Genomic DNA, 23,419 nt, shown 5'->3' with positions numbered 1-23,419 from the left:
CATCAGTTGCGGCGCTGTAAGTACCAACGGTTCAAAATTGTCAATAGCACAGTTGTGCGACTGTTCTGGAGATTGCGCAGTGATAGGCTTTTCTGGCGTGACATACGCGAATGCCCGATCTGTTCAGAAGGCAGGTCGGGGCCAATGTTTAAGCCCGCTGTCAGCTAACTGAAAGGATTCGAAAATGAAAAAGTCCATGACTACTCTGGCCATCGCGGCGACACTCGCTCTCGCCGCAACGGTCACAAACGCTGCCGTGCATCCAACCACCATCACTGCTCCACAGACGGTCAAGCAGGTGACCGCTTCGATCAACACGCCTTTCGCAACACATAGCAAAGCCGGAGAAATCCAGACGGCCAGCCTGGCCAGAAGTTGCTCTGATGAGCGCTATTCCTGGTGGGAATTCAGTGGCTGGGAAATAATCGCCTGCCTCGGAAGCGGTCAGTGGTAATTATTCAAACGAGTCTGGTGCGTGACTTGAGTGCTGAGCGCGCACCAGCACCTGTAGGTGCCAACACGACAGACCTTACGGCCGCCGATTGACCCACTGCCGTAACCGCGTCTCTACCCCGCCCCACAAATCCTCCGTTCTGATGCGCGCACATGCACGCCCCGGCTTGGGGTAATCCTCAAAACATAAAGGTAGGTATGACCGGAATGAACGACAGCCGGAAATTCCAGCGGCTGCTGATCAGGTCATCCGGATGTATCGCCGAGTACTGAATTTCCCCGGAGATCCTCACCGGCAACTTGCCGAAATTGAAAATTCGCCCAGCGCCGATACCGATGGGAAACGTGACTTTGTTGCCGCCCTCGGCCTTCCAGTTGACCGTGACGTTGGGGGTCATGCCGATGCGCCACTGTTCCGGCCCGGGAATCGCCCGCTGAATGAAATACTGCACATTGGTCAGGCTGACGTCCTTGCGCTTACTATCACCGCCAACCGACCACCAGTGCTGCGGGAACACGCCAAGGGTCCAGTCGGGGCCGAGGTACGCGGCGACGAACGCCGGGCCCAGCGAATATTTGCCCGTACCAAGCACGTCTTCTTCGGCAGTCGGAAACATCGCGGTCGGGCCGAAGCCCCAGACCATCTTGCCACCCCCGGCAAAGCGGATCGGCTCCTTGGGCGAAAACACGCCGACGTAGGCCAGGTCGCCGAAACCGCTGGTACGGTCGAACGGGTCCTGCACGACCGAGGTGAAGTCACCGCGATCGTGCAGAATCTCGTTGGGGCCCATGCCAATCAGGTTACCGGCCTTGCGGTTGACCGGGGCGCTGACGTAGCTGATCGGCAGGCGGTTGATCAGGTTCCAGTCTTCGCCAAGAGAGATCGGAAAAGTCGGCATGAAACTGTATTTGCCGAGCATCCGTGTGCCGTTGCTGTGCGGACCTTTGAGCGCGGTGTAATCGTACTGGTTGAACAGCAGGACAAGGTTGCCCACCGGGTTGTCCATCAGTCTGGATATCTGTTCGGTGGACGGTTCGCAGCCGGCCTTGACCACTTCTTTCAGGTCAATGTCGAAGTCCTGTTGAAGCTGGTGGCACTTTTCCGGATCGACCTTGGCCCCTGCAACTGACGGGGAACCCAGTTTCGGCAGAGGGCTGGCGGCACAGGCCAAGCCACTGAGCACCGCCCCGCAGAGTGTCAGACTTGATCGCATCCTTATCGATGGCATCGATTTGCACTCCATTTCACTAGGCGTACTGAAGGCGCAGGGTCCAAGTGTTCACGTCCGGGGCGCTTCTATTGTTTGATCAGATCACTTGGCTTCCAGCTCTGGTCAAAAAACGCCTGCTTCGGCCCATACAACCGCACGATCACCAGGAAGCCTTTCTCCGGTACGGTCTTGATCCAGTTCTTGCCCTCGCCCGGCGATGTCGGGCCGAAGTAGATGTCAGTGGAGCCGTCACTGTTCTGCGCCGGTTTATCCATCTGATTGAGGGACGGGAACGGCTGGCCGTTGTCCAGACCTGACGCGGTCAGGTTGTCGTAGGCGGTGACCGACCAGAACAACGCCGCCGGGACATTGGCCGGAAGGTTGAGCTTGTAGGTCTGGGCGCCGTCGAGGAACTTGCCCTCGGCGTCTCGGGTAGTCGCGGGATACTTGGCACCGGCGCCGACCATGTTCATGACCATGCCCGGGCTGTCGGAATAGGCCGAGGTGAAGAACGCCACGCGCTGCTCAAGATTGGTGAAACTGCCGCTGGATTGAAACTCGGTGTTCTCCCCGGCGAAGGTGTTCACGTACTGGCGATCCTTGTAGTACAGACCGCCCGGCTCTTTGTACAGCAAGTGACTGGTCACCACCTTGCTCATCTTGAACGCGGTACGCGCGGCGTCATCCAGCAGCTTGCGTCGTTCGGCATCCGGGGCGAAGGGCTTGCCCTTCTCGATGCCCAGGGTGTGCAGGAAGCCGCGCATATCCATGTCCGCCGGATCGACGGCTTCGGCGTCGATGAAACGCGAGAGCATGTCGAAGTAGCGACCGTCTTCGGGGAACAGCATGTTGATCGGTGCGCCGGTGGCGTCGGGGAATTGCATCGGCAGCGCCGAGTCCTTCTTGCCCAGCGGATAGATCTTCGTACGCTCGACTTCGGCTACCGGCACGCTGAGGTCTTTCGGATCCTTGAAAAAGGTCCGCCAGAACAGGAAGACGTTGTTGGTGCGCGAGCGATAGACGAATCCCTCGGTCGGCTCCGGCCCTTTGTAATCAGGCGGGAGCAGCACATAGGTGCCGCCCTTGCCCTTGTCGGGACCCGCCAGGCCAACGTCACCGCGCCAGGTTCTGCCGTCGATGGTCGGCCCGACAATCGGCCGCTGGAAGAAATCATCGAACATGCCCTGCACGCCGGGCGGTGCTTCGACCACCAACGGGCCGTACTTCGCCAGATCCAGATAACTCATGGCGTAGACCAGATCGGAGTTTGGCGTGGTCACCAGGGTCTTGGCGTTGATGCGCTTTTTCCAGGTCGGCAGGATGTTGTAGCCCGCGCCGAACTGCTTCTCCGACGCTTCCTTCATCGACCAGATATTGATCGCCGGCAGAGCCCACAGATACGACTGCACGGCGCGCTGGAACACCAGTTCGTCAATGAGGCTGCGCGCGGTCGCTTCGGTCGGGAAGCCTTTTTCAAAAGGCTGATTGGCCAGTTCTTCATAGCGCGTCGCGGCATCGGCGAGGCCGCTTAGGGAGAGACTTACGGCCAGGGCCGTCAGTGAGGTGCGCAAACGGTTCATGGGCTGTCCTTATGAACGCAGTTGGGAAATCGGTTCAGTTGACCTTGACCACCGCCGGTGGCGTCCACTGGCCATTCATCGCGGCCGCTTCCGGCCAGTAGGCGCGAACGTAGAGCGAGAAGTCCGCGCCCTTCGGCGCCGGGAGCCAGTTGCTTTCCTTGTCGGCGCCCGGCGAATCGCTTTGCACATACAGCGTCAGCGAGCCATCGGCGTTGGACTTGAGCGACTTGTTCTTGGTGCCGAGGGAATAACGGCCCAACGGGTTTTCGGCGAAGAAATGCTGCTGGTTGTACAGCGTCAGCGACCAGAAACCCTTGACCGGCGGCAGCGCGCCTTTGGGGAAGGTCACGCTGTAGCGTTGGGCGCCGTTGAGTCGGGTGCCGGACTCGTCCAGGTCCTGATAGAAGTACTTGGTCTCGATCTGTTTGTTGACGAAGATGTTCGACCGGGCAACCGCCGTACGCAGGAAGTAATCAGTGCCAAACGCTGCGCCGTTGTCGATGGTGCTCCAGTGATTGGGCAATTGCTTCCCGTAGTTGCGGAACTGCAACAACGGCTTGACCACGTCTGCATCAGACTTTTGCGCCTCGTCGATCATGGCTTTTTTCAGCTCGGGATCACGCTGGGCAATTTGTGCCAGCACCGCCAATTGCGCATAGCGCGCCTCTTCTCCCGGCAGCGGTTTGGCGTCCTTGAGAATCGCCGGCACCTCATCGAAGAACTTTTCCGGCAGCACCCAACGCGTTTCCTCGTCACCCGAGGCCTCGGCGGGGAATTTCGGCGACTGGCTCCAGTCACGCTGCTTGAGTTTGCCGTCGTATTTGGACAGCGGGTACATGTCGATGCCTGACAGATAGTGCTGAATAGCCTTGCGGTCCTCGGGCGTATCGTCCTGGAAGACTCGCGGAATCACGAAACCGGTGTTGGTCTTTGCACGAAACACCTGGGTGATGCCCTCAGGCACCTTGCCGTTCCAGTCCGGCCCCACCAACAGATAGAAGCCCGGTTTGGTGGCGTACATCTTTCCTAGCTCGGCGAAGCTGTCGGAGCGCAGGTCAACCACCTGATAAACCCAAAACCGGTCGCCAAAGTCCGGCACCTGAATCACCACCGGTTCGATATCCAGCGCAATGCTGCCCGCACCGTAGACCACATCCTGATTCGGACAAGCCACCAGGCGTTCCCCCGGTGAAATGTAGTCGGTGAGCATCGACAGATGGTTGATCGGCGCCACGGGCACGATGCCCCCCATCAACCCGGCCTGCGGCAGATCCTTGAACTTCAGGCGGCGATTATAAATATTGGCCATCGGCCAACCCCAGAAATACGCCTCCCGCGCCATCATCCGTACGTAGGTTTCGGTCACCTTCACATCGGCTTCGGGGCCGGATACCTGCACTACTGGCGAGGTCTGTGCCTGCACGGCAACTGCGCCGAGCAATACCGCGGTAGCGAGCAGGCCGCTGGCGAATAAAGGTGTTTTGTTCATACGGAAGGCATCCTTGCTTGGGACGGTTTTTCGGCAAACGAATCTACTGATGGAAGATTGTTCGTTAGAAAAACCTAGCAGAGGAACAGCGATCAGCCAGAAAAAGGCATGAGAATTTACGATTATATTTCCATTTCTGATAACCGCTTCTCACCGGGGTCTATCCATGAAAGCCTGCTCTTGTACGACTTTGAAGGGTCGTGATTGGCCGAAAATCAATCATTCATAAGCAGTAAGCTTTTTGTTCACTTACTGCGCAGACCCCGCTTGTTACACCCCCCAACGATTGCAATAAAAAACCATCAACCCTTTGCCAGTGAACCTTCTCCTTGAAGTTGTTGCAGCCCCAAGGAGAGATAACAATCAGCCCGCCTGCCGAATGCCACAGGCACACCTGCTTACAGGGTTCTACCACTGGCTTGCTCATAGCTCGAAAGGAAATGCCGCCACTGCGACTCATCCCAGAAAGAATGCCGTCTGAGTTGTGGAATGTCGTGACGCGCCGCGCCCATTGCCGTAGCACGACCGCGAGATTTCTCCAGGTCAAGCAGCGCCAGTTCGAAATCGAAGTCTGTGTCGGTAATCGACGCCTTGATAAAGATGTGTTTGGAACGCATGCAACCGTGCTGCCATTTGCCCGAGTGCATCCGCGCCAGCATTTGCGCCAAACGTTCAAGAAGTCGCAGATGTTGTTCCGTGGTCAACAGGCTTGCAGCGCCCTGGCTATACCAGGTATCCAGATCAATGAAGCCGCCCAGATCATTGGTAACCAAGACCCCCTGCCATACGCCATCGACTTTTCTCGCACCATAAAATACCGGTCTTGGCGCATTCACACCCAGTTGCTGGAGTCTAGAAAGGGCAATGCCTTCACGCAATGCGGTGGGTCGGCCAGTGGGGTAACGGAGGCTGCGGAACAGATGGCCAGTCTGGCGCTTTACGAAAAACGTCTTGTCACCTTGAACGATCAACTGGACACCGCTGGTACCGCTGCGGCGCACATTCGGCGGTTCCACCCACGACCCGGACGTACTCCACCAGAAATCAAATTCATCGCCTGCCCTGCCCATTGTGCGCTCCATTTATTGTAGAAATCGTTTCGTGCGACGTTTGCATGAGGGTCGCAACAGCAGCTCAGTCTGTTGGTGGACGTTAATAGTTCCCTCGGTGTTCGAGGATTTTAGGGGCAGCTTGGGGCTTTTACGCAACCACGTGACGAAAATAGGCTATTGAGGGGTGTTTATCCCTTCAGGTGTGTCCTTTTCGCCGTTAGCCGACGACATCAAACACAGATGCCAACCGTGTCGCGAGGGTCCGCCCGACCGTTTTTTCGATCAACTTGAAAGCTCGTTAAATTGACCCAGATCAGGATTTAATTCGATTGATGGAAATAACGAGCAACGTCCTTGATCCGCATTTTCTTTGTGCTAAAAGTATTGCCGCCAATGGCTCCTTACAGGGATGAGTAAGGGTTTGCTCATCCGCAGCCATTGCCCACGGATGCATACTTTCAACAAGGAAGTCATATGAAAATAGTTGGGCTGTCCGGGATTCTCCCGTCACGCATTGTCAGCAATCAGGACGTCATTAACCTGGTCGAGGAACACTCTAAGGATACCTTCCAGGAAGACTTGCCTAAAACATTGAAGACCATCAGCAAGTTGCTTGAAAAAAGTGGCAGCGGCACGCGCCACTGGCTGGGCGCCGACGAAACGCCGATGCAACTGATGGAGACTGCATTCAACTCGGCGCTCGCCCAGGCCAATATCGACAAGGCCGATCTGGATCTGTTGATTTACCCGAACGTCACCCGCGGCTTCATCGAGCCGGCCAACAGTACGTTCATCGCCAAGGCGCTGGGCCTGAGCTGCAGAAACTTCGATGTGGTCGACGCCTGCAACGGCTGGGTGACAGCCATGGATGTCATCAACAGTAAAATGCAGGCCGGCGAGATTCGCTACGCGGCGATCGTCAATATGGAATTTGGCATGTCTGCCGGCGGGCCGGTGATGCCCAAGAACTTCTCTTTGCAGTCGTCGGCAGAACTGGCTTACAAGTTCCCGAGTTTTACCATTGGCGAAGCTGTCACCGTCACCATCCTCAGTCATGAGGCACCGGGCAACTTCAAGTTCTCGTACATCAACCGGCCGGACTTGAGCGACTTGTCGACCATCTCCCTGCCGGACTGGAAACTGTTCTGCAATGAGGAGGATATTCCTCGTATTTCACCAACGGGTGGGCAGTATCAATTCAATTCCTACGCGGCAGCCTTGCATGAAGATGGCCGCAATGAAGCGATAAAGGTCTTTAATCTGCAAAACATCTCTGCAGCAGATGTTCATAAAGTGTTTATTCATACCGGTTCGCCAAAGATGTGGGAGCACATCGGCCAACTGATCGGTATCGATCACAAGCTGCACCACGTCGGACATAAAACCGGCAACATCATTACCGCGTCCATCCCCTACGGCATCTTCGATGCGATGAGTCGGGGCGAAGCCGAAAACGGCCAGTTTTGCATGGGCTGGGCAGGCAGTGGCGGGATGGTTTTCTCCGCGCTGTCGTTTACCTTGTAGGGCCTGTTGCAACTTGCCGTCCTGAGGCGGCAAGTTGTTCGACCCTGTTGACGACAGGAACCTGAACCAGTCATTTCAACGTGTCATGGCTGATCAACGTCTTCGGCTCCAAATACGCGCTCATCCCCCACCTACCCATTTCGCGCCCAAGGCCTGAATGCTTGAATCCACCGAAGGGAGCGCGCGGTTCGTGGGTCAGGGTGTTGATGAGCACGCGTCCCGCATCGATCTGACGGGCTACGTTCATACAACGTTCAGCGCTTTTTCCCAGTACCAGGGCGCTCAGCCCATAGTTCGTATCGTTGGCAATGCTGACCGCATCGGCATCATCCTCGTAAGGAATGATCGTCAATACCGGCCCGAAGATTTCCTCACGTGCGATGCGCATCCGGTTGTTGGCATCAGTGAAGATCGTGGGCTTCACAAACCATCCGGCATGCAAGCCTTCCGGGCGACCTTCGCCACCCGCCAGCAACCTTGCGCCTTCTTCCTGGCCGATACGGATGTAGCGCTGCACCCGGTCCCATTGTTTCTGACTCACCATCGGTCCGATATCGGTGTCGCTGTTGCGCGGATCGCCCGATCGGATCTGTGAGACGCTCTCCTGCGCAATCCGCTCGAATTCTGTCAGCCGGCGGCGCGGCACGAGGATGCGAGTGCCCGCGATGCACGCCTGACCACTGTTGAGAAATCCGGCTTGCAGCACCATCGGCATGACCGCCTGCAGATCAGCATCATCCAGCACCACGGTGGGCGACTTGCCGCCGAGTTCCAGCGTCACACGCTTCATGGTGTCGGCACCGGTTCTGACCAGATGCTTACCGACAGCAGACGAGCCCGTAAACGAGATCTTGGCAACGTCGGGATGACCGGCGATCTCCTCGCCAACCACATCACCCCGTCCGTTGACGACATTGAATACACCCGGTGGCAACCCCGCTTCGTGCAACGCACTGACCACGACCTGCGTCTGCAACGCGCTCATCTCGCTAGGCTTGATGACGGCGGTGCAGCCGGTCGCCAGCGCGGTGGCCAGCTTGTTGCAGATGAAGCCCGCATTGCTGTTCCATGGTGTGATCAGACCGGTCACACCCACGGGCGTCGGAATGACCCTGGCCGTGCCGACCTGTTCCTCGAAATCGAACGCCTCCAGAGCATCGATTGCCTGCGCAATCACGTCGGCCGGGTAAGTCGCCATCCAGCGCCCGCGAGCCACAGGTGCACCGTATTCCATGACGATGGCTTCCAGCAGTTCTTCCTCCTTTGCTGCCACGGCCCGGTGCATGCGGTGCAGTGCCGCAATGCGCTCCTCCCGGCTAGTACGGGCCCACGCCGGGAATGCAGCCTTGGCGGCTGCGATCGCACGCTGTGCGTCCAGTGCATCGCCCAGCCGAACCTGACCGATGATTTCCTCGGTGCTCGGGTTATGAAGGTCAAACCATTCCTCACCGTTGGGAAGAACGAACTCGCCGTTGATGTAGATATGTTCAATGCGTTGCATGGCGACTCCTCGCTCAAAACGACTCGTCTGAATCGAGCCTCTGTGATGAAGTCTAAGAAGGGTTCATTATTCCGATAAGCCATCCTTTGGCTGATGAAGCATCCTTATATTCAGGACGATCCATGCACAGAACAGGAATGACCGAGCTGGAAGTGGTGTTGGCCGTGGCGCGGCGCAGCAGTTTTCGCGGTGCCGCACAGGAGCTGGGCATGTCCACTACGGCCGTGAGCAGCGCGGTGGCCGGTCTGGAAGCACGCCTGAAAGTGCGGCTGTTCAATCGCTCCACGCGCAGCGTTGCCCTCACCGACATTGGGCAACGCTATGTGGCACGCATCGCACCTGCGTTGGCACAGATCAAAAGTGCCGGCGAAGAAGCCAGCGTCGGCCCCGATGAACCGAGCGGCACATTGCGCATCAATGCACCGCATGGCGCAGCCTACCTGCTGCTGGATCCGCTATTAAAGAATTACGCTCAGCGCTATCCCGACGTACGTATCGACATCGTCAGCGAATCAAGCATGGTCGACATCATCGCCGGTGGCTTCGACGCCGGGATTCGTCTGGCGGAGTCCGTGCCGCAAGACATGATTGCCGTGGCACTGTCAGGTGACATTCGGATGCTTGTGGTCGCACCCCCCGAGTACCTCGAACGCCACGGCGTGCCCGAACATCCGCGAGATCTACTCACCCACCGAAGCATCGGCATGCGCATGGCCCATGGTGGGCTCTACCAATGGGAATTGGAGCGCGATGGCCAAAAGTTGCAAATGGATCTGCCGGTGAGCTTCGCCTCCAACGAAATGCTCGCAATCAAACAGGCGGTGTTGTCGGGCCTTGGCATTGGTTTCATTTCCGAGTGGTTCATCCAGCAAGAGCTGGCGAGCGGCACCCTGGTGCCGGTGTTGATGCCGTGGTGCCCGTCATTTGGCGGACTGAGGCTCTATTACTCGGGCCACCGCTTCGTGCCCGCGCGGTTGCGCGCATTGATTGAACTGGCGCAGGAGTTGCGGCCCACTTTGGTTTGATCCTGTTTTGCCCACTGGATAGCCTGACTTGTGGGGCCCAGTTTGGCTTCACCGTCGAATTCACCCACCCATCTCAAAAACGAACATGACTTGGTCAATCTGGATTTTGATTGCCAGAGCCTTGCGTGACCGACAGGTCTCCAATACGACCGCATGGTATTCACATGTCGATATCAGACACGGTCATGGCGCAATCAGGCTATTGAATCTGCTGCAAGGCCGGCTAAGGTGCCGTGTCTTCCTATCAAAACAATCCCGGTCAGATCATGGGATTGATAAGAACTGCGGCGGTTGGACGGGCTTCTCTCGGGAGTTCAGCAGGCAACGATGGTGACCGATCGTGTGCCCGTTCAATTGCTTGAATGTCGATCAGCAGAGAACAAAAAAACCAATGATCAGCCCGAACTCCATGGATTCGAGTAGCCAATTGGCGCAGGGCTTCAAGCCTCGTCACGTCACAATGCTGTCCATCGCCGGGATTATCGGCGCCGGTTTGTTTGTCGGTTCAGGACACGCGATTGCCGCTGCAGGGCCGGCGGTGCTTCTCGCCTATCTGTTTTCAGGTTTGCTCGTCGTGCTGGTCATGCGCATGCTCGGCGAGATGGCGGTGGCCAATCCGGACACCGGTTCGTTCTCGACCTATGCCGACCAGGCCATCGGCCGCTGGGCCGGTTTTACCATCGGTTGGCTGTACTGGTGGTTCTGGGTGTTGGTGATTCCCATTGAAGCATTGGCGGCCGGGCATGTGCTGCACCAATGGTTCCCCCAGGTCGATGCCTGGCTGTTCGCGTTGGGATCGATCATTGCGCTGGTGGTGACCAACCTGTTCAGCGTGTCCAAGTATGGTGAGTTCGAGTTCTGGTTCGCCATGGCCAAGGTCGTGGCGATCATCGGTTTCATCGGGGTCGGTTTTGCCGTGTTGATGGGCTGGGTGCCCGACCGCGAAGTCAGTGGGCTGAGCAGTCTGATGGCCACGCACGGCGGTTTTGCGCCCAACGGTTTGTCGGCAGTGGTCGGTGCTTTCATCACGATCATGTTCAGCTTCATCGGTACGGAAGCGGTGACCATCGCGGCCGCCGAATCGAATAATCCGGCGCAGAACATTGCCAAGGCCACCCGCTCGGTGATCTGGCGCATCGGCGTGTTCTACCTGCTGTCGATCTTCGTGGTCATCTCCGTGGTGCCCTGGAATGATCCGTTGCTGGCGTCGGTGGGCTCGTATCAGCGCGCCCTGGACATCATGAATATTCCAAACGCCAAGTTCATGGTCGACATCGTCGTCCTGATCGCCGTGGCCAGTTGCATGAACTCCTCGATCTACATTGCCTCGCGCATGTTGTACTCGCTGGGTCGTCGCGGCGATGCGCCGAAAGCGCTGAAGGTGACTTCCGCGGCCGGTGTGCCACGGGCCGCCGTGATCGCCAGCACCGTGCTGGGCGCGTCGATCACCGTGTGGAGCTACTTCATGCCCGCCGGGCTGTTCGAGTTCCTGCTGGCCAGCTCCGGGGCGATTGCCTTGCTGGTGTACCTGGCGATTGCGGTGTCGCAGCTGCGCATGCGGCGGATATTGCAACAGCGCAAAGTCGAGCTGACCTTCCGCATGTGGCTGTTCCCGTGGCTGACGTGGCTGGTGATCGGCTTCATCTGCGCGGCGCTGGCGGTCATGATGATCACTCCGCAGCATCGCACCGAAGTCACCACCACCATTGGCCTGGCGCTGGCAATCTCCTTTATCGGCCTGATCACGTCGCGTCAGCCTGCATCGGCCGCACAGGCAACGTCGGTGGGTCAGGCCTGATCCATCGCCTCGACCACGCCTTTGTCCTCGCCCAGAAAGCCGCCGCTCTGATGCGCCCACAGCCGCGCATACACGCCGTTCTTCTCCAGCAGTTCGGCGTGGGTGCCCTGCTCGATGATGCGCCCGTCGTCCATGACAATCAGCCGGTCCATCGCTGCGATCGTCGACAGTCGATGTGCGATCGCAATCACGGTCTTGCCCTGCATCATGTCATCGAGGCTTTCCTGAATCGCCACTTCGACTTCCGAGTCCAGCGCACTGGTGGCTTCGTCCAGCAGCAGGATTGGCGCGTTCTTGAGCATCACCCGGGCAATCGCCACCCGTTGGCGCTGGCCGCCGGACAGTTTGATCCCGCGCTCGCCCACCAGGGTGTCGTAGCCGGTATGGCCTTGGCGGTCGCTGAGTTGGCTGATGAACTCGTCAGCCTGAGCGTTGGCAGCGGCGCGGCGGATCTGCGCGTCGGTGGCATCGGGGCGACCGTAGGCGATGTTGTCGCGAATCGAGCGGTGTAGCAGCGAAGTGTCCTGGGTGACCATGCCGATCGCGCTGCGCAGGCTGTCCTGGGTCACGTGCGCAATGTTCTGACCGTCGATACGAATCTCGCCGCTGTCGACGTCATAGAAACGCAGCAACAGGTTGATCAGCGTCGATTTGCCGGCACCTGAGCGCCCTACCAGACCGATTTTTTCACCGGGACGGATGCTCAGGCTCAGGCCATCGAGCACCTGACGCTCGCCACCGTAGTTGAACTTCACCTTGTCGAACGTCACCGCGCCGCCGGAGGTCACCAGCACGCCGGCATCCGGTGCGTCCTGCACTTTGGTGCCCTGGGTCAAAGTCGCCATGCCGTCCTGAACGGTGCCGATACTTTCGAACAACGACGTCATTTGCCACATGATCCAGTTCGACATGCCATTGATCCGCAACGCCATGGCGGTGATCGCGGCCACCGCACCGGCGCCGACATCGCCCTGGTGCCACAGCCACAGGGCATACCCACCGGCAGACATGATCAATGCCACCACCAAGGCCTGATTGACGATCTCGAACAGACTGACCAGACGCATCTGGCGAAAACCGGTCAGCTTGAAATCTTCCATCGCCGCCCGCGCGAAGTGCGCTTCGCGATTGGAATGGGAGAACAGCTTGACCGTGGTGATGTTGGTGTACGCGTCGGCGATACGCCCGGTCATCATCGACCGCGCATTGGCCTGCTCCTGGCCGACCTTGCCCAGGCGCGGCACGAAGTACCACATGGCCAGACCGAACAGCACGACCCAGGCGAGAAACGGCAGCATCAGTTTCAGCGCAAAGCCGCCGGCCAGGGCAATGATCGCGATGAAGTACACGCCAATCCCCGGCAGGATCTCGATCATGGTGAACAGCACGTCGCGCACGGCAAGCGCCGTCTGCATGACCTTGGTCGTGACCCGGCCGGAGAATTCGTCGGAGAAAAACGAAAGGCTTTGCCGCAGCATCAGCCGATGGAAATCCCAGCGCAGGCGCAACGGCAAATTGATCGCCAGAATCTGGTGCTGAACCATGGTGCGCAACGCCACCAGCCCGACGCTGAGCACCATGACAATGCCCATGCCCCACAACACGCGGCGCTCCTGCGCGGCCGCCTCACCACCGGCCTGCCAGGTCGAGAGCAGATCCACGACCTGACCGAGGAAGGAAAACAGCCACGCTTCATAAATCGACACAGCGGCACTGAGCAACGCCAGCGCCAGCACGTAGCCGCGTGCACCTCGGGTGCAGGCCCAGAGAAATTTAGCCAGACCGTTGGGTGGCGGTGGCACCTCGTCAGGCGGGAAAGGGTCGAGTCTTCGTTCAAACACACGAAGCATGGTGTTCTCCTGAACTTACAAGTCAGGGAGATTCTGCCACCGATCGGATCCCGGGAGGTCTTTGTGAAAAAGTGTGTGCTCCTGACCTGGACGAGTGCCTGCCGTCTCTACCAGACTGCGATATGCGAATCCGCCCGCGGCTCAGTCCCGCCACACAGTACGCCCGTCACCGGATCACGCAGAATAATCTGTCCTCTGCCGTAATCCGTCAGGTCACTGGCGATCTGCACCTCGTGCCCGCGACGCGCCAACGCATTGGCCAGATCCCGTGAAGCGCCCTGTTCGATGCCGACCTTCATGCCGCCGAGCCATTGCCAGCGCGGCGCGTCCAGTGCCGACTGCGGGTTCAAACCGAAATCCACCAGGTTCATCACCATCTGCACATGGCCCTGCGGCTGCATGTAGCCGCCCATCACACCGAACGGCCCTAGCGCCTGGCCATCCTTGGTGAGGAAGCCGGGAATGATCGTGTGAAAGGTCTTTTTCCCCGGTGCCAACGCGTTGGCATGCTCGGGATCCAAGCTGAATTCCTGGCCGCGATTCTGCAGGGCAATGCCGCTGTCGGGCAGCACCACGCCTGAGCCGAAGCCGTGGTAATTGCTCTGAATGAACGAGACCATGTTGCCCTGCCCGTCCGCCGTGGCCAGATACACCGTGCCACTGGCATGGGGATCGCCCGGTTTCGGCGGTTGCGCCTGTTCGCCGATCTGCACGCGGCGGCGGGCGCTGTACTCGTCGCTCAACAGATCGGCCACGGCCACGCGCATGTGCAGCGGATCGGTGATGTAGTGCAGCCCATCACTGTAGGCGAGCTTCATCGCCTCCAGTTGCCGGTGCCAGGTCTGTTGGCTGTCACGGTGATCGAAGTCGAAGCCTTCAAGAATCTTCAGCGCCATCAGCGCCACCAGGCCTTGCCCGCTCGGCGGGATTTCCCAGACATCCACGCCCCGGTAATTGACGTGGATCGGCTCCACCCACTGCGCGCGGTAATGCTCAAGATCGGTGGCGCGCAGATAGCCGCCCGTTGCTTGTGAATGCGCATCCAGGCGTTGCGCCAGTGCGCCGCGATACAAACTTTCGCAGCGGCTCGACGCCAACTCTTCAAGGGTTCTTGCCTGTGCCGGGTTACGGAAAACCTCCCCGGCCTTCGGCGCGCGACCATCTATCAGGAACGTATCGAACCAGGCCTGCAGCACTTCATCACGATGCGGGCCGAACTCGTCCAGCGCGATCTGCCATTGATGGGCAACCACCGGCGACAAGGGAAAACCGTCTCTGGCCAGACTGATCGCCGGTTGCAGCAAATCGGCGAACGGCAACACGCCAAAGCGTTGCGACAGCTCGGCCCAGGCGGATGGGCAGCCGGGCACCGTCACTGGTGTCCAGCCATACAGCGGCATTTGCTCATGGCCGGCCGCTTTCACCGCATCGATGCTCAGACTGGCCGGGGCATGGCCGTTGGCATTGAGGCCATGCAACTGATCCTTGAACCAGACCAGCGCAAACGCATCCCCGCCCAGGCCGCAACCCGTAGGCTCGACCACAGTCAGCGCCGCCGCCGTGGCGATGGCGGCGTCGATGGCGTTGCCGCCCTTCTGCAGCATCTCGATGCCGGCCTGTGCGGCCAAAGGCTGAGACGCTGCAACCATGCCACGACGGGCGAACACGCTTTGGCGTTGCGACGGATAGGGATATTCGTGAGCAGAAAATTTCAACATGGCAAAGGCTCTTCAAATCAAATTCATTGGCCGGACTTGATCCGGTTCCATTCGCGGGTAATCAGACGCTGGATGTTTTCCGGCAGATCGGCGGAGACGAAGGCATGGTTGATCACCTCGTCAGTCGGGTAGATCCCCGGGTTGCCGCTGACTTTGCTATCCATCAGCGCCGTGGCGTCCTTGTTCGGATTGGCGTAGCCGACGTAATCGCTGACCGGCGCAATCACCTCGGGGCGCAGCAAGTAATTGATGAACGCATGGGCGTTGGCGACGTTGCCGGCGTCCTTGGGGATCGCCAGCATGTCGAACCAGAGGTTCACGCCTTCCTTGGGAATCAGGTAGCGGATATCGATGTTTTTGCCCGCCTCGCGCGCCCGGGTCTGGGCCTGCATCACGTCGCCGGAATAGCCGATCGCTACGCAGATATCGCCATTGGCCAGGTCGGCGGTGTACTTCGACGAGTTGAAATAGGTCACCGAGGGCCGCAACGTCATCAGCAACTTAGAAGCTTTTTTGTAGTCGTCCGGCTTGACGCTGTTGGGGTCCAGCCCGAGGTAAAGCAGGGCCTGGGGGATGATCTTCACCGGAGCATCGAGAAAGGCCACGCCGCAGCTCTTCAGTTTGGCGAGGTTCTGCGGGTCGAACACCATCGACCAGGAATCCAGCGGCGCATCCTTGCCCAGCACGGCGCGGACTTTCTCCTCGTTGTAGCCGATGCCCACCGTACCCCACATGTACGGCACGGCGTATTTATTACCCGGGTCGGCAGCCTGCAGGCGCTGCATCAGACGCGGATCGAGGTGCTTCCAGTTATCCAGCAAGTCGCGTTGCAGCGGCTGATAAGCACCGGCGCGAATCTGTTTGGACAGAAACTGGCTCGACGGCACCACCACGTCATAGCCCGAGTGCCCGGAAAGCAACTTGGCTTCGAGCATTTCATTGGTGTCGAAGATGTCGTACTGAACCTTGATCGTGCTGTCTTTCTCGAAATTCTTCAGCGTGTCGGGACCGATGTAATCGGACCAGTTGTATACCTTCACCACCGAGTCGGCGGCTTGAAGCATGGGCACCACAGCGGCGCAGCACAGCGCCGCGAACAAGCTCGATAAACGCATCGTCAAATTCCTTGTGAAGTTCACAGCACGCGGCTGAGAAAGGCCTGGGTTCGGGGATGGGTGGGACGACTGAAAATCTGTTCCGGCGGGCCTTGTTCGATCAGTTCGCCCTGATCAAGCACCACCACCCGGTCGGCCACCTCGCGGGCAAAGCCCATTTCGTGGGTGACCACGACCATGGTCATGCCCTCCTCGGCCAGCTCCTTCATGACCTGCAGGACCTCGCCGACGGTTTCCGGGTCGAGGGCGCTGGTGGGTTCGTCGAACAGCATCGCTTGGGGCTTCATCGCCAACGCTCGGGCGATCGCCACCCGTTGCTGCTGACCACCGGAAAGCATCGACGGGTAATGCCCGGCCTTGTCCGCCAGCCCGACTCGCTTGAGCAATGCGTGCGCCTGCTCCAGCGCAGCCTGGCGCGGCACGCCCAGTACCTGAATCGGTGCTTCGATGATGTTTTCCAGCGCGGTCATGTGCGGGAACAGGTTGAAGCGCTGGAACACCATGCCGATGTCGCGGCGCTGACGGGCGATGTTGCGCTCCGAGTCGCGCACCAGACTGCCGTCCGCCTGGGTGCGATAACCCATGGGCCGGCCGTTGACCCGGATCTCTCCGCCCTGAATGTCTTCGAGCAGATTGATGCAGCGGATAAACGTGGTTTTGCCCGAACCCGAGGCGCCAATCAGCACCACCACTTCACCGCGTCGCACTTGCAGGGAAATGCCCTTGAGAATCTGCAGGTCACCGAAGGCCTTGTGAATGTTCAGCGCCTCGATGATCAGTTCGTCACTTTGCTGCGCCATGATTAACGCCCCCTCAGCAGTTTCAGCGTGCTGCGACCGAACATCCGGCTGGAGGCCGGCGGTGGCGCAGAAGGTCGGTCGGACTGGCCGAAACGGTTCTCCAGCCAGCGCTGAAAGAAGCCCCACAGCGTGGTGAGCAACAGGAAATAGATCGCCACCACCAAGTACAGCTCGAACACCCGAAAAGTCGCCGAGGTGACCATTTGCGTACTGAGCAACAGCTCCTGCACGCCGATCACGCTGACCAGCGTGGTGTTTTTCAGCATCACGTTAAACTCGTTGCCCAGCGGCGGCACGATCACCCGAAACGCTTGCGGCAGGACGATGCGGCGCATCAGTTTGGCGAAGGTCATGCCCAGCGAACGGCCGGCCTCGTATTGGCCCTTGTCCACGGCGCCGATCCCGGCACGGATGATCTCGGCCATGTACGCGCCTTCGTTGAGGCCCAGGGCGATGATCGCGGCCTGAATGTTGCCGGGCACCACCAGCCCGAACAGCTCAATGTCTTCGAAGCGAAAAATCCCGCCCGCCGCCAGCGCGGTGTAGAGGAAAACGATCTGCACCAGTAACGGTGTGCCGCGCATCAGCCACACATAAAAACGCACCGGCAGATGCAACAACGGATTCTTCGACAAACGCAGCAGCGCGGCGGCCAGCCCCAGCACACAGCCCAGCAACATCGCCAGCACACTGATCAGGCACGTCAGCCACAGGCCGGTGAGGTACACGCCGCTGGGCTGCAACAGGTACTGCCAGAACACATCCCAATTGAAGTTCATCAACGCTTACCTCAATCGAGTGTGTCGCTGGAGACGAGCCACTTGTTCAGGAGCTGGTTGTAGCTGCCGTCGCTGCGCATGTCGGTGATGATCTGCTGCACGGCGGCGCTCAGTTGCGGATCATCCTTGCGAATGCCCAGCCCGGTGAGGATCCGGCTGAAGGCTGGCACGCCTTCCTCGAACAGGTCCGGCGCCATCGCCGCGTAATAGCCGGCGGTTTCTACGGTGGTGCCGTAAGCGTCGACCTGACTGATGCGCAAGGCCTGGAAGGCATCGGTGTCGGTGTTGTAGACCACCAGTTTCATCGGCGGCTTGCCGGCCTTGCTCAGGCTTTCATTTTCGGTGTCGAGCAAGGTCTTGATGGTCGAACCGTTGAGCACCGCGATCTTGTGCCCACTCAGATCCGCCAAGGTCTTGAGCGCCTTCGGATTGCCCTTGGGCACGACGACCGCCTGGCTGGAATACATGTAGTTGACGATGTCGATCACCTCGCGGCGCTCGGGCTTGTCGAACAACTGGTCGACGATCATGTCGCACTGTTTGGCGAGCAGGGCCGGGAGCAATCCGGAGAACGGAATCACCCGCCAATCGACCTTCTTGTCGCCCAGACGTTTGGCGATTTCCAGGCCGAGGTCGACGGTCAGCCCTTTGGGCTTTTGTGCTTCGTCGAAGGACACCAGTGGCGGCGAATCCATACCCGAGCAATAGGTCAGTTTGTCGACCTTGACCAGACGCTCTGGCACCGTGGGTGCGGCAAGCGCCCACTGCGTACAGAGTCCGAGGGAGATTGCAGCCAGTAACAGGCGAGACGTATGCATGACCAGACACTCCAGTTCGGTTAGTAACGGGGCAGTACTCAAAGTCAAAACATCGGCGGACTCGTGTTCCGCTCTGTGGTTATTTTTCCGATTGCAGAAACTTGATCAGTTCGGGGACCGTGCCTTCGATGTGCTCGCGGACCACGGCTTCGGCCTTGCTGGCATCGCCAGCGCGAATCGCATCGAGGATCATCTGGTGTTCCTGGCGCGCACTCAGGGGCTTTTCGATGTGCTGCAGCCACAGGCGCATGGGGGCTTCGATCAGCGCGTATAGGGCGCTGATCTGCTTGAGCAGCCGTGGCCGATCGCTGAGGCTGCACAGGTATTCATGGAACTTGCGATGTCGGCTGACCCACGCCGCACTCTCCTCGCGGTAGTCATCCATTTCATCGAGAAGGCGCTCCAGCGCGGTCAACTGACGCTCGCTGATCTTCGGCACCGCGATGCGAATCGCCAGGCCCTCCAGCGCACTGCGCATCTCGAACACTTCGTGCATTTGCTCGACATCCAGACCGCTGACTACCGCGCCGCGATTGGGCCGCAGCGTCACCAGGCCCTGCGCATCGAGGCGGCGAAAGGCTTCGCGCACCGGCATGCGGCTCATGCCGATTTCACTGGCGATGTCCTCGGCGATCAACCGGTCGCCCTTGCGGTAACGACCGCCGCAAATGCCTTCCAACAGAAAGTTGTAGGCCTCTTCCTCGGCGGTCATCGGTTGACGCTGGTCGTAGGCGGGAGCGAATTGCATGGCAGCACCTTTTGTCTTTTTGTATCCAATTATCCACGGATACAAAAAAGCACGATGCATGCCAGATTTCTCCGCACCGTGCCAAGCGCTTGATTTGAATGATTTAAGAAAACAACAGCGAGCAGATCCTGCAGCTCGAAACTTGAGTGGTGCTACCCGATGGCCCATGGCGAGCCCCGCAAAGGTGCAGATTGGTAGCTGAGTAACACTCGGCTCAACCGCACCCTTGCGGTATGCATCACTGCGTCACCACCACCTTGCCGATCATCTGCGGATGCAACACACAAAAATATTCAAACGCCCCCGGCGTATCGAACACCCAGGAAAAGCTGTCATTGGTGTCCAGCGCCCCCGAGCGAAATACCTTGTGGGTTTCCGCCACCGTGTGCGGAATCTGATCGTCATTGACCCACGTCACTTTGGTGCCGACGGCCACGGTCAGGTCCTTGGGGGCGAACATGAATTCCTTGATGTCGATCCTCACTTCCGCGGCCCACACCGGCATCGCCAGCAACAGGCCCATCAGCGCCAACAGTCGCGTTTTCATCGGTTCGCCCTCGGTTACACCAGTGTCGAATCAATCAGGGCCAGCGGATGCTCGCCTTGGGTCGCGCGCACGTCGGTGATCCCCAGGTAATTGCGCAATTGATCGGCCGCCACCGTCATCGGCCCCGGCGACGGTGCCGCGCCCGGTGCCGGCTGCGGATAGGCCGTGCCACGGGCGGTGTGAAAGGTGATATTGCCTTCGACTTTCTGGATCACTTGATGGATGTGCCCGTTGAGCACCGTCACTGAACCGTACTTGCGCAGCATCGCTATTGCTTGATCGCCATCCTCGGTGCCCCAGCCCCACGGCTGATAAATCGTCCACAGCGGGATGTGGGTGAATACGACGATCGGCGTACTGGTGGAAACCGCACGCAGGTCATCCGCCAGCCAGGCCAGTTGCTCGGCGCCGAGGTTGGCCTCATGGCCGGCCTGGAAATTGAACACATTGATCAGCGCGATGAAGTGCACGCCATGGTCATCGAAACTGTACCAGCCGTTGCCTTTGGTGCCCTTGCCGTAACGCTCCAGGTACAGCTTGCCGCCGCCCTCGTCGAGGGTGTCGTGTTCACCGGGTATGTAATGCACGGTGGACGGCAGGCCCTTGAGCAATTGCGCGGCGGTGTCGAACTCCTCGGGCTTGGACAGGTGAGTGATGTCGCCGGTGTGCAGGATCAGCGACGGCCGTTTGGGCAGCGCGATGACCTTGTCGATCGCCACCTGGAGGGTCTTGACCGGCTCCGGATTGGCCTCCTTGTTGAAGCCGATGTGCGAGTCGCTGATCTGCACGAAGTGAAAGGTGCTGGCCAGCGCCTTGGGGTCGCTGACGTTGCCCGCTTCGTCGAGCGCAAAGGCTTTGGGAATGCCGCCACTCAAGGCCCAGAGGACCCCGGCCCCGGCCCACGCCGAGCATTTGAGCAGGGTTCGCCGATCGGGATCGAGCGGGCCATCGGGGCGCTGTGGATGTTTTGCTTGAATGTCCATCGGTGTGTCCTCGCGGGCGAACTACAGTGAGGTAGCTGACACGAGGTAAACCTGGCGGCGCGAGGCTTTATTCCACGGCAAAAAATAAATCTTTTGCCGCGAATAAAACCTGCCGCTGCACGGTTATTGGGGTGTGACGGTGCGGAACCGACCATGAAGCGATTTGAGGAACTGATTGCGCCCCATCTGGACGCGGCCTACAACCTTGCGCGCTGGCTCACCGGCAACGACAGCGCCGCGCGCGACGTCGTGCAGGAAAGCGCCCTGCGCGCCTTTCGGTTTTTGCAGCGTTTCGCCGATGGCAACGCCAAGGCGTGGTTTCTGACCATCGTGCGCAACGAAAGCTACACCTGGCTCAAAGCCTCGGCCGGACGCCATTGGGTCGCCATCGATGACGACACGGTGACTGACGACGGCCCCCTGAGCCATGGCCAGACCCCGGAACTGCTGGCCATTCATACGGAAAACGCCGCGTTGCTGCAGCAAGCGCTGTGCGCCCTGCCGCCGGTGTTTCGCGAGGTGATTGTGCTCAAGGAACTCGAAGACCTGCCCTACAAGGACATCGCCCTGGTGGTCGATATTCCCATCGGCACGGTGATGTCCAGACTGGCCCGGGCGCGGGCCCTGCTCAAGCTCGAACTACTGAAGTTGCACGATCATGAATGAACTCGACTGCACGGTTTGCCAGACACAGCTGCACGGTTACCTGGATCAGGAGCTGGATCCGGCCACGGCGGCGCAGGTGGCCGCGCACCTGAGCGCCTGCGCCGAGTGCGCGCGATTGCACGAGCAAGCCAGGTTGCTCAAGGTCAGCGTGCAGCGCCATGCCCCCTGCTACCGCGCCCCCGCCTCACTGACGGCCAGCGTATTCGCCACCGACACACCTGCGCCGGGGTTGATCCAGCGCTGGCAAAAATGGCTGGCTCCGGCGTTTTCCGCCGCAGCGCTGGCCCTGGCGATGGTGCTGTATGTCGCCACTCCGGGCAGCGAGCAACCCTTGCTCGACGAGGCCGTGTCCAGCCATGTGCGCTCATTGATGGGCGGGCATCTGAACGACGTGGTGTCTTCGGACCGCCACACCGTCAAACCGTGGTTCACCGGCAAACTCGACTTCTCACCCCCGGTGTTCGACTACTCGGCGCAGGGCTTTCCCCTGCTCGGCGGGCGGCTGGATTACCTGCAACACCAGACCACCGCTGCCCTGAGCTATGGGCATGCCAAGCACATCATCAACGTATTCATCCTGCCCACGAACGAGGCCGACAACGCCGTGCAGAGCCAGAGCCTTCGCGGGTTCAACGTGGTGTCGTGGCGATCCGCGCACATGCGTTTCGTGCTGGTGTCGGACGTAGAGAAAACCGAGCTGGAGGCACTGGGGCAGTTGCTCCGGAATGGCTCCTGATCCGGGCGGCGTGCCGAGTCGGCATCACGTTTCAGAGCGTTTCGTCTGCCACCTCCTGGGTCAGAAAGTCGATCAGCGCCCGGGACGCCGCCGACAGCTGGCGATGGGGCGGGTAAATCACCGAGAACGGTCGGGATCGACCTGCGGCGTGTTCGAGTATCGGGATCAGACGTGCGCTTTGGATCCGCTCCCGGACAATAAAGTCGTAGGTCTGGCAAATGCCCATACCGTGCTCGGCCAGGGAGACAGTGCCGAGAACGTCATCAGACACTTGCACACTCGCCTGCGGTATCCACTCGCGGTCAATGCCATGCTCGCGGAAGAGCCAAGGCCCGACCCGGCCGGTGCTGGGCATTACAAACGACAGGCAGGCATGCCCGGCCAGCTCATCGACGCTGCGAGGAATGCCGGCACGCTGCAGGTAATCCGGCGAGGCGACCACGCACAGACTCGCGTCCTCAAGCTTGCGTCCAATCAGGCCGCTATCCGGCAATGGCCCAAGGCGAATAGCCAGGTCATACCCTTCGGCGACCAGATCCACATTGCGATTGCTGATGCTCAGTTCGATGCGCACCTGCGGGTAGTGGCGATTGAAACGCGAGAGCAATGCCGGCAACCGGTAATGCCCGTAAGTGGTCGGGACACTGAGTCGTACCCGACCGCTCAACGTACCTTCCCGCCCGAGAATCGCCCGCTCTGCGTCATCGATCAACGAAAACGCCGCTCGCGACTGTTCGAGGTACAGCAAACCCGCATCAGTCAGGCTCAGGCGTCGCGTGGTACGCCGCAGCAACTGAACGCCCAGACGCGTTTCCAGACGCGAAATCGCCCGGCTGACCACCGATGGCGTTGTGGCCAGTGACACGGCACCCGCGCTCAGTGAGCCTTTCTCCACCACGGTGACGAAGACCTCAACATCCGCAAGATAATCGAATCGCCGGCTCACCTTTACCTCCAAAGAACAAGTGATGTTCGCGCGAGCCAGTTTATCGTCTGTATGGGCATGAATACAGTTGTCGCCACTCT

Annotated in this window: 21 protein-coding genes; 6 read left to right on the top strand and 15 right to left on the bottom strand. The window is 59.5% G+C overall.

The features are described from left to right. Positions 1–184: 184 nt before the first annotated feature. The gene (locus ACU680_RS06220; RefSeq protein ID WP_448178954.1) at positions 185–454 is read left to right on the top strand and encodes a hypothetical protein; all 270 of its coding nucleotides are present in this window, start codon (positions 185–187) and stop codon (positions 452–454) included. 178 nt (positions 455–632) lie between these two features. Here ACU680_RS06220 and ACU680_RS06215 read toward each other — a convergent pair whose 3' ends face one another. The 4 genes from ACU680_RS06215 to ACU680_RS06200 form a co-directional block, all read right to left on the bottom strand. After that, positions 633–1,667: a hypothetical protein gene (locus ACU680_RS06215; protein ID WP_448178953.1), complete on the bottom strand. Its 1,035-nt coding sequence runs from the start codon at positions 1,665–1,667 to the stop codon at positions 633–635. Positions 1,668–1,750: 83 nt separating this feature from the next. After that, entirely contained in the window at positions 1,751–3,244 is a 1,494-nt protein-coding gene (locus ACU680_RS06210) for a DUF1254 domain-containing protein (RefSeq protein WP_103367087.1), read from the bottom strand. Positions 3,245–3,278: 34 nt separating this feature from the next. Then, positions 3,279–4,733: a DUF1254 domain-containing protein gene (locus ACU680_RS06205; RefSeq protein WP_448178952.1), complete on the bottom strand. Its 1,455-nt coding sequence runs from the start codon at positions 4,731–4,733 to the stop codon at positions 3,279–3,281. Between the two features lie 398 nt (positions 4,734–5,131). Continuing rightward, the gene (locus tag ACU680_RS06200) at positions 5,132–5,803 is read right to left on the bottom strand and encodes a lipopolysaccharide kinase InaA family protein (protein ID WP_448178951.1); all 672 of its coding nucleotides are present in this window, start codon (positions 5,801–5,803) and stop codon (positions 5,132–5,134) included. Between the two features lie 456 nt (positions 5,804–6,259). Here ACU680_RS06200 and ACU680_RS06195 point away from each other — a divergent pair, with 456 nt between their 5' ends. After that, positions 6,260–7,309, top strand: a complete 1,050-nt coding sequence (locus ACU680_RS06195; protein WP_103367080.1) for a 3-oxoacyl-[acyl-carrier-protein] synthase III C-terminal domain-containing protein — start codon at positions 6,260–6,262, stop codon at positions 7,307–7,309. 70 nt (positions 7,310–7,379) lie between these two features. On the opposite strand, the gene ACU680_RS06190 is transcribed toward ACU680_RS06195, so the two are convergent. Then, positions 7,380–8,810 (bottom strand): aldehyde dehydrogenase family protein, encoded by a 1,431-nt coding sequence (locus ACU680_RS06190; protein ID WP_448178950.1) that lies wholly within the window; start codon positions 8,808–8,810, stop codon positions 7,380–7,382. 122 nt (positions 8,811–8,932) lie between these two features. Between ACU680_RS06190 and ACU680_RS06185 the strand changes: the two genes are divergently transcribed. Next, positions 8,933–9,835 (top strand): LysR family transcriptional regulator, encoded by a 903-nt coding sequence (locus ACU680_RS06185; protein WP_448178949.1) that lies wholly within the window; start codon positions 8,933–8,935, stop codon positions 9,833–9,835. Positions 9,836–10,226: 391 nt separating this feature from the next. Then, the gene (gene gabP / locus ACU680_RS06180) at positions 10,227–11,633 is read left to right on the top strand and encodes a GABA permease (protein ID WP_448178948.1); all 1,407 of its coding nucleotides are present in this window, start codon (positions 10,227–10,229) and stop codon (positions 11,631–11,633) included. On the opposite strand, the gene ACU680_RS06175 is transcribed toward gabP, so the two are convergent. The 9 genes from ACU680_RS06175 to ACU680_RS06135 form a co-directional block, all read right to left on the bottom strand. Beyond that, the gene (locus ACU680_RS06175; RefSeq protein WP_448178947.1) at positions 11,624–13,483 is read right to left on the bottom strand and encodes an ABC transporter ATP-binding protein; all 1,860 of its coding nucleotides are present in this window, start codon (positions 13,481–13,483) and stop codon (positions 11,624–11,626) included. The two genes, gabP and ACU680_RS06175, sit on opposite strands and share 10 nt — an antisense overlap. A 107-nt stretch (positions 13,484–13,590) precedes the next feature. Next, positions 13,591–15,201: a gamma-glutamyltransferase family protein gene (locus ACU680_RS06170; RefSeq protein ID WP_448178946.1), complete on the bottom strand. Its 1,611-nt coding sequence runs from the start codon at positions 15,199–15,201 to the stop codon at positions 13,591–13,593. A 23-nt stretch (positions 15,202–15,224) separates the two neighbouring features. After that, positions 15,225–16,316 (bottom strand): polyamine ABC transporter substrate-binding protein, encoded by a 1,092-nt coding sequence (locus tag ACU680_RS06165; RefSeq protein ID WP_448178945.1) that lies wholly within the window; start codon positions 16,314–16,316, stop codon positions 15,225–15,227. Between the two features lie 20 nt (positions 16,317–16,336). Beyond that, positions 16,337–17,116, bottom strand: a complete 780-nt coding sequence (locus tag ACU680_RS06160; RefSeq protein WP_448178944.1) for an amino acid ABC transporter ATP-binding protein — start codon at positions 17,114–17,116, stop codon at positions 16,337–16,339. Positions 17,117–17,118: 2 nt separating this feature from the next. Continuing rightward, entirely contained in the window at positions 17,119–17,895 is a 777-nt protein-coding gene (locus ACU680_RS06155; protein WP_007967116.1) for an amino acid ABC transporter permease, read from the bottom strand. An 11-nt stretch (positions 17,896–17,906) separates the two neighbouring features. Beyond that, the gene (locus tag ACU680_RS06150) at positions 17,907–18,713 is read right to left on the bottom strand and encodes an ABC transporter substrate-binding protein (RefSeq protein ID WP_448178943.1); all 807 of its coding nucleotides are present in this window, start codon (positions 18,711–18,713) and stop codon (positions 17,907–17,909) included. A gap of 79 nt (positions 18,714–18,792) precedes the next feature. Then, positions 18,793–19,461 (bottom strand): GntR family transcriptional regulator, encoded by a 669-nt coding sequence (locus ACU680_RS06145; RefSeq protein WP_448178942.1) that lies wholly within the window; start codon positions 19,459–19,461, stop codon positions 18,793–18,795. Positions 19,462–19,699: 238 nt separating this feature from the next. Then, positions 19,700–20,008: a plastocyanin/azurin family copper-binding protein gene (locus ACU680_RS06140; RefSeq protein ID WP_007967109.1), complete on the bottom strand. Its 309-nt coding sequence runs from the start codon at positions 20,006–20,008 to the stop codon at positions 19,700–19,702. Between the two features lie 14 nt (positions 20,009–20,022). Beyond that, positions 20,023–20,991 carry a metallophosphoesterase family protein gene (locus ACU680_RS06135; RefSeq protein WP_448178941.1) on the bottom strand — a complete coding sequence of 323 codons (969 nt, stop codon included), beginning with the start codon at positions 20,989–20,991 and terminating at the stop codon, positions 20,023–20,025. 153 nt (positions 20,992–21,144) lie between these two features. On the opposite strand from ACU680_RS06135, the gene ACU680_RS06130 reads away from it, so the two are divergent. Continuing rightward, entirely contained in the window at positions 21,145–21,657 is a 513-nt protein-coding gene (locus ACU680_RS06130) for a sigma-70 family RNA polymerase sigma factor (RefSeq protein WP_448178940.1), read from the top strand. Next, the gene (locus ACU680_RS06125; RefSeq protein WP_448178939.1) at positions 21,650–22,393 is read left to right on the top strand and encodes an anti-sigma factor family protein; all 744 of its coding nucleotides are present in this window, start codon (positions 21,650–21,652) and stop codon (positions 22,391–22,393) included. The genes ACU680_RS06130 and ACU680_RS06125 overlap by 8 nt, the downstream gene beginning before the upstream one ends. 31 nt (positions 22,394–22,424) lie before the next feature. Here the strand turns inward: ACU680_RS06125 and ACU680_RS06120 are convergent, their stop codons facing one another. Next, positions 22,425–23,339, bottom strand: a complete 915-nt coding sequence (locus ACU680_RS06120; protein WP_448178938.1) for a LysR family transcriptional regulator — start codon at positions 23,337–23,339, stop codon at positions 22,425–22,427. Positions 23,340–23,419: the final 80 nt, after the last annotated feature.

The sequence above is a fragment of the Pseudomonas sp. LF020 genome (assembly GCF_053456425.1).
The sequence above is the reverse complement of the archived record's forward strand: the minus strand, read 5'-3'. Positions and strand labels throughout refer to the sequence as shown.

Coding starts and splice junctions, on each gene's coding strand:
- ACU680_RS06140 (WP_007967109.1), bottom strand. CDS start 20,008: ATGAAAACGCGACTGTTGGCGCTGATGGGCCTGTTGCTGGCGATGCCG.
- ACU680_RS06150 (WP_448178943.1), bottom strand. CDS start 18,713: ATGCATACGTCTCGCCTGTTACTGGCTGCAATCTCCCTCGGACTCTGT.
- ACU680_RS06165 (WP_448178945.1), bottom strand. CDS start 16,316: ATGCGTTTATCGAGCTTGTTCGCGGCGCTGTGCTGCGCCGCTGTGGTG.
- ACU680_RS06210 (WP_103367087.1), bottom strand. CDS start 3,244: ATGAACCGTTTGCGCACCTCACTGACGGCCCTGGCCGTAAGTCTCTCC.
- ACU680_RS06155 (WP_007967116.1), bottom strand. CDS start 17,895: ATGAACTTCAATTGGGATGTGTTCTGGCAGTACCTGTTGCAGCCCAGC.
- ACU680_RS06130 (WP_448178940.1), top strand. CDS start 21,145: ATGAAGCGATTTGAGGAACTGATTGCGCCCCATCTGGACGCGGCCTAC.
- ACU680_RS06220 (WP_448178954.1), top strand. CDS start 185: ATGAAAAAGTCCATGACTACTCTGGCCATCGCGGCGACACTCGCTCTC.
- ACU680_RS06205 (WP_448178952.1), bottom strand. CDS start 4,733: ATGAACAAAACACCTTTATTCGCCAGCGGCCTGCTCGCTACCGCGGTA.
- ACU680_RS06215 (WP_448178953.1), bottom strand. CDS start 1,667: ATGCGATCAAGTCTGACACTCTGCGGGGCGGTGCTCAGTGGCTTGGCC.
- gabP (WP_448178948.1), top strand. CDS start 10,227: ATGATCAGCCCGAACTCCATGGATTCGAGTAGCCAATTGGCGCAGGGC.
- ACU680_RS06135 (WP_448178941.1), bottom strand. CDS start 20,991: ATGGACATTCAAGCAAAACATCCACAGCGCCCCGATGGCCCGCTCGAT.
- ACU680_RS06195 (WP_103367080.1), top strand. CDS start 6,260: ATGAAAATAGTTGGGCTGTCCGGGATTCTCCCGTCACGCATTGTCAGC.
- ACU680_RS06160 (WP_448178944.1), bottom strand. CDS start 17,116: ATGGCGCAGCAAAGTGACGAACTGATCATCGAGGCGCTGAACATTCAC.
- ACU680_RS06200 (WP_448178951.1), bottom strand. CDS start 5,803: ATGGGCAGGGCAGGCGATGAATTTGATTTCTGGTGGAGTACGTCCGGG.
- ACU680_RS06125 (WP_448178939.1), top strand. CDS start 21,650: ATGAATGAACTCGACTGCACGGTTTGCCAGACACAGCTGCACGGTTAC.
- ACU680_RS06145 (WP_448178942.1), bottom strand. CDS start 19,461: ATGCAATTCGCTCCCGCCTACGACCAGCGTCAACCGATGACCGCCGAG.
- ACU680_RS06185 (WP_448178949.1), top strand. CDS start 8,933: ATGCACAGAACAGGAATGACCGAGCTGGAAGTGGTGTTGGCCGTGGCG.
- ACU680_RS06175 (WP_448178947.1), bottom strand. CDS start 13,483: ATGCTTCGTGTGTTTGAACGAAGACTCGACCCTTTCCCGCCTGACGAG.
- ACU680_RS06190 (WP_448178950.1), bottom strand. CDS start 8,810: ATGCAACGCATTGAACATATCTACATCAACGGCGAGTTCGTTCTTCCC.
- ACU680_RS06170 (WP_448178946.1), bottom strand. CDS start 15,201: ATGTTGAAATTTTCTGCTCACGAATATCCCTATCCGTCGCAACGCCAA.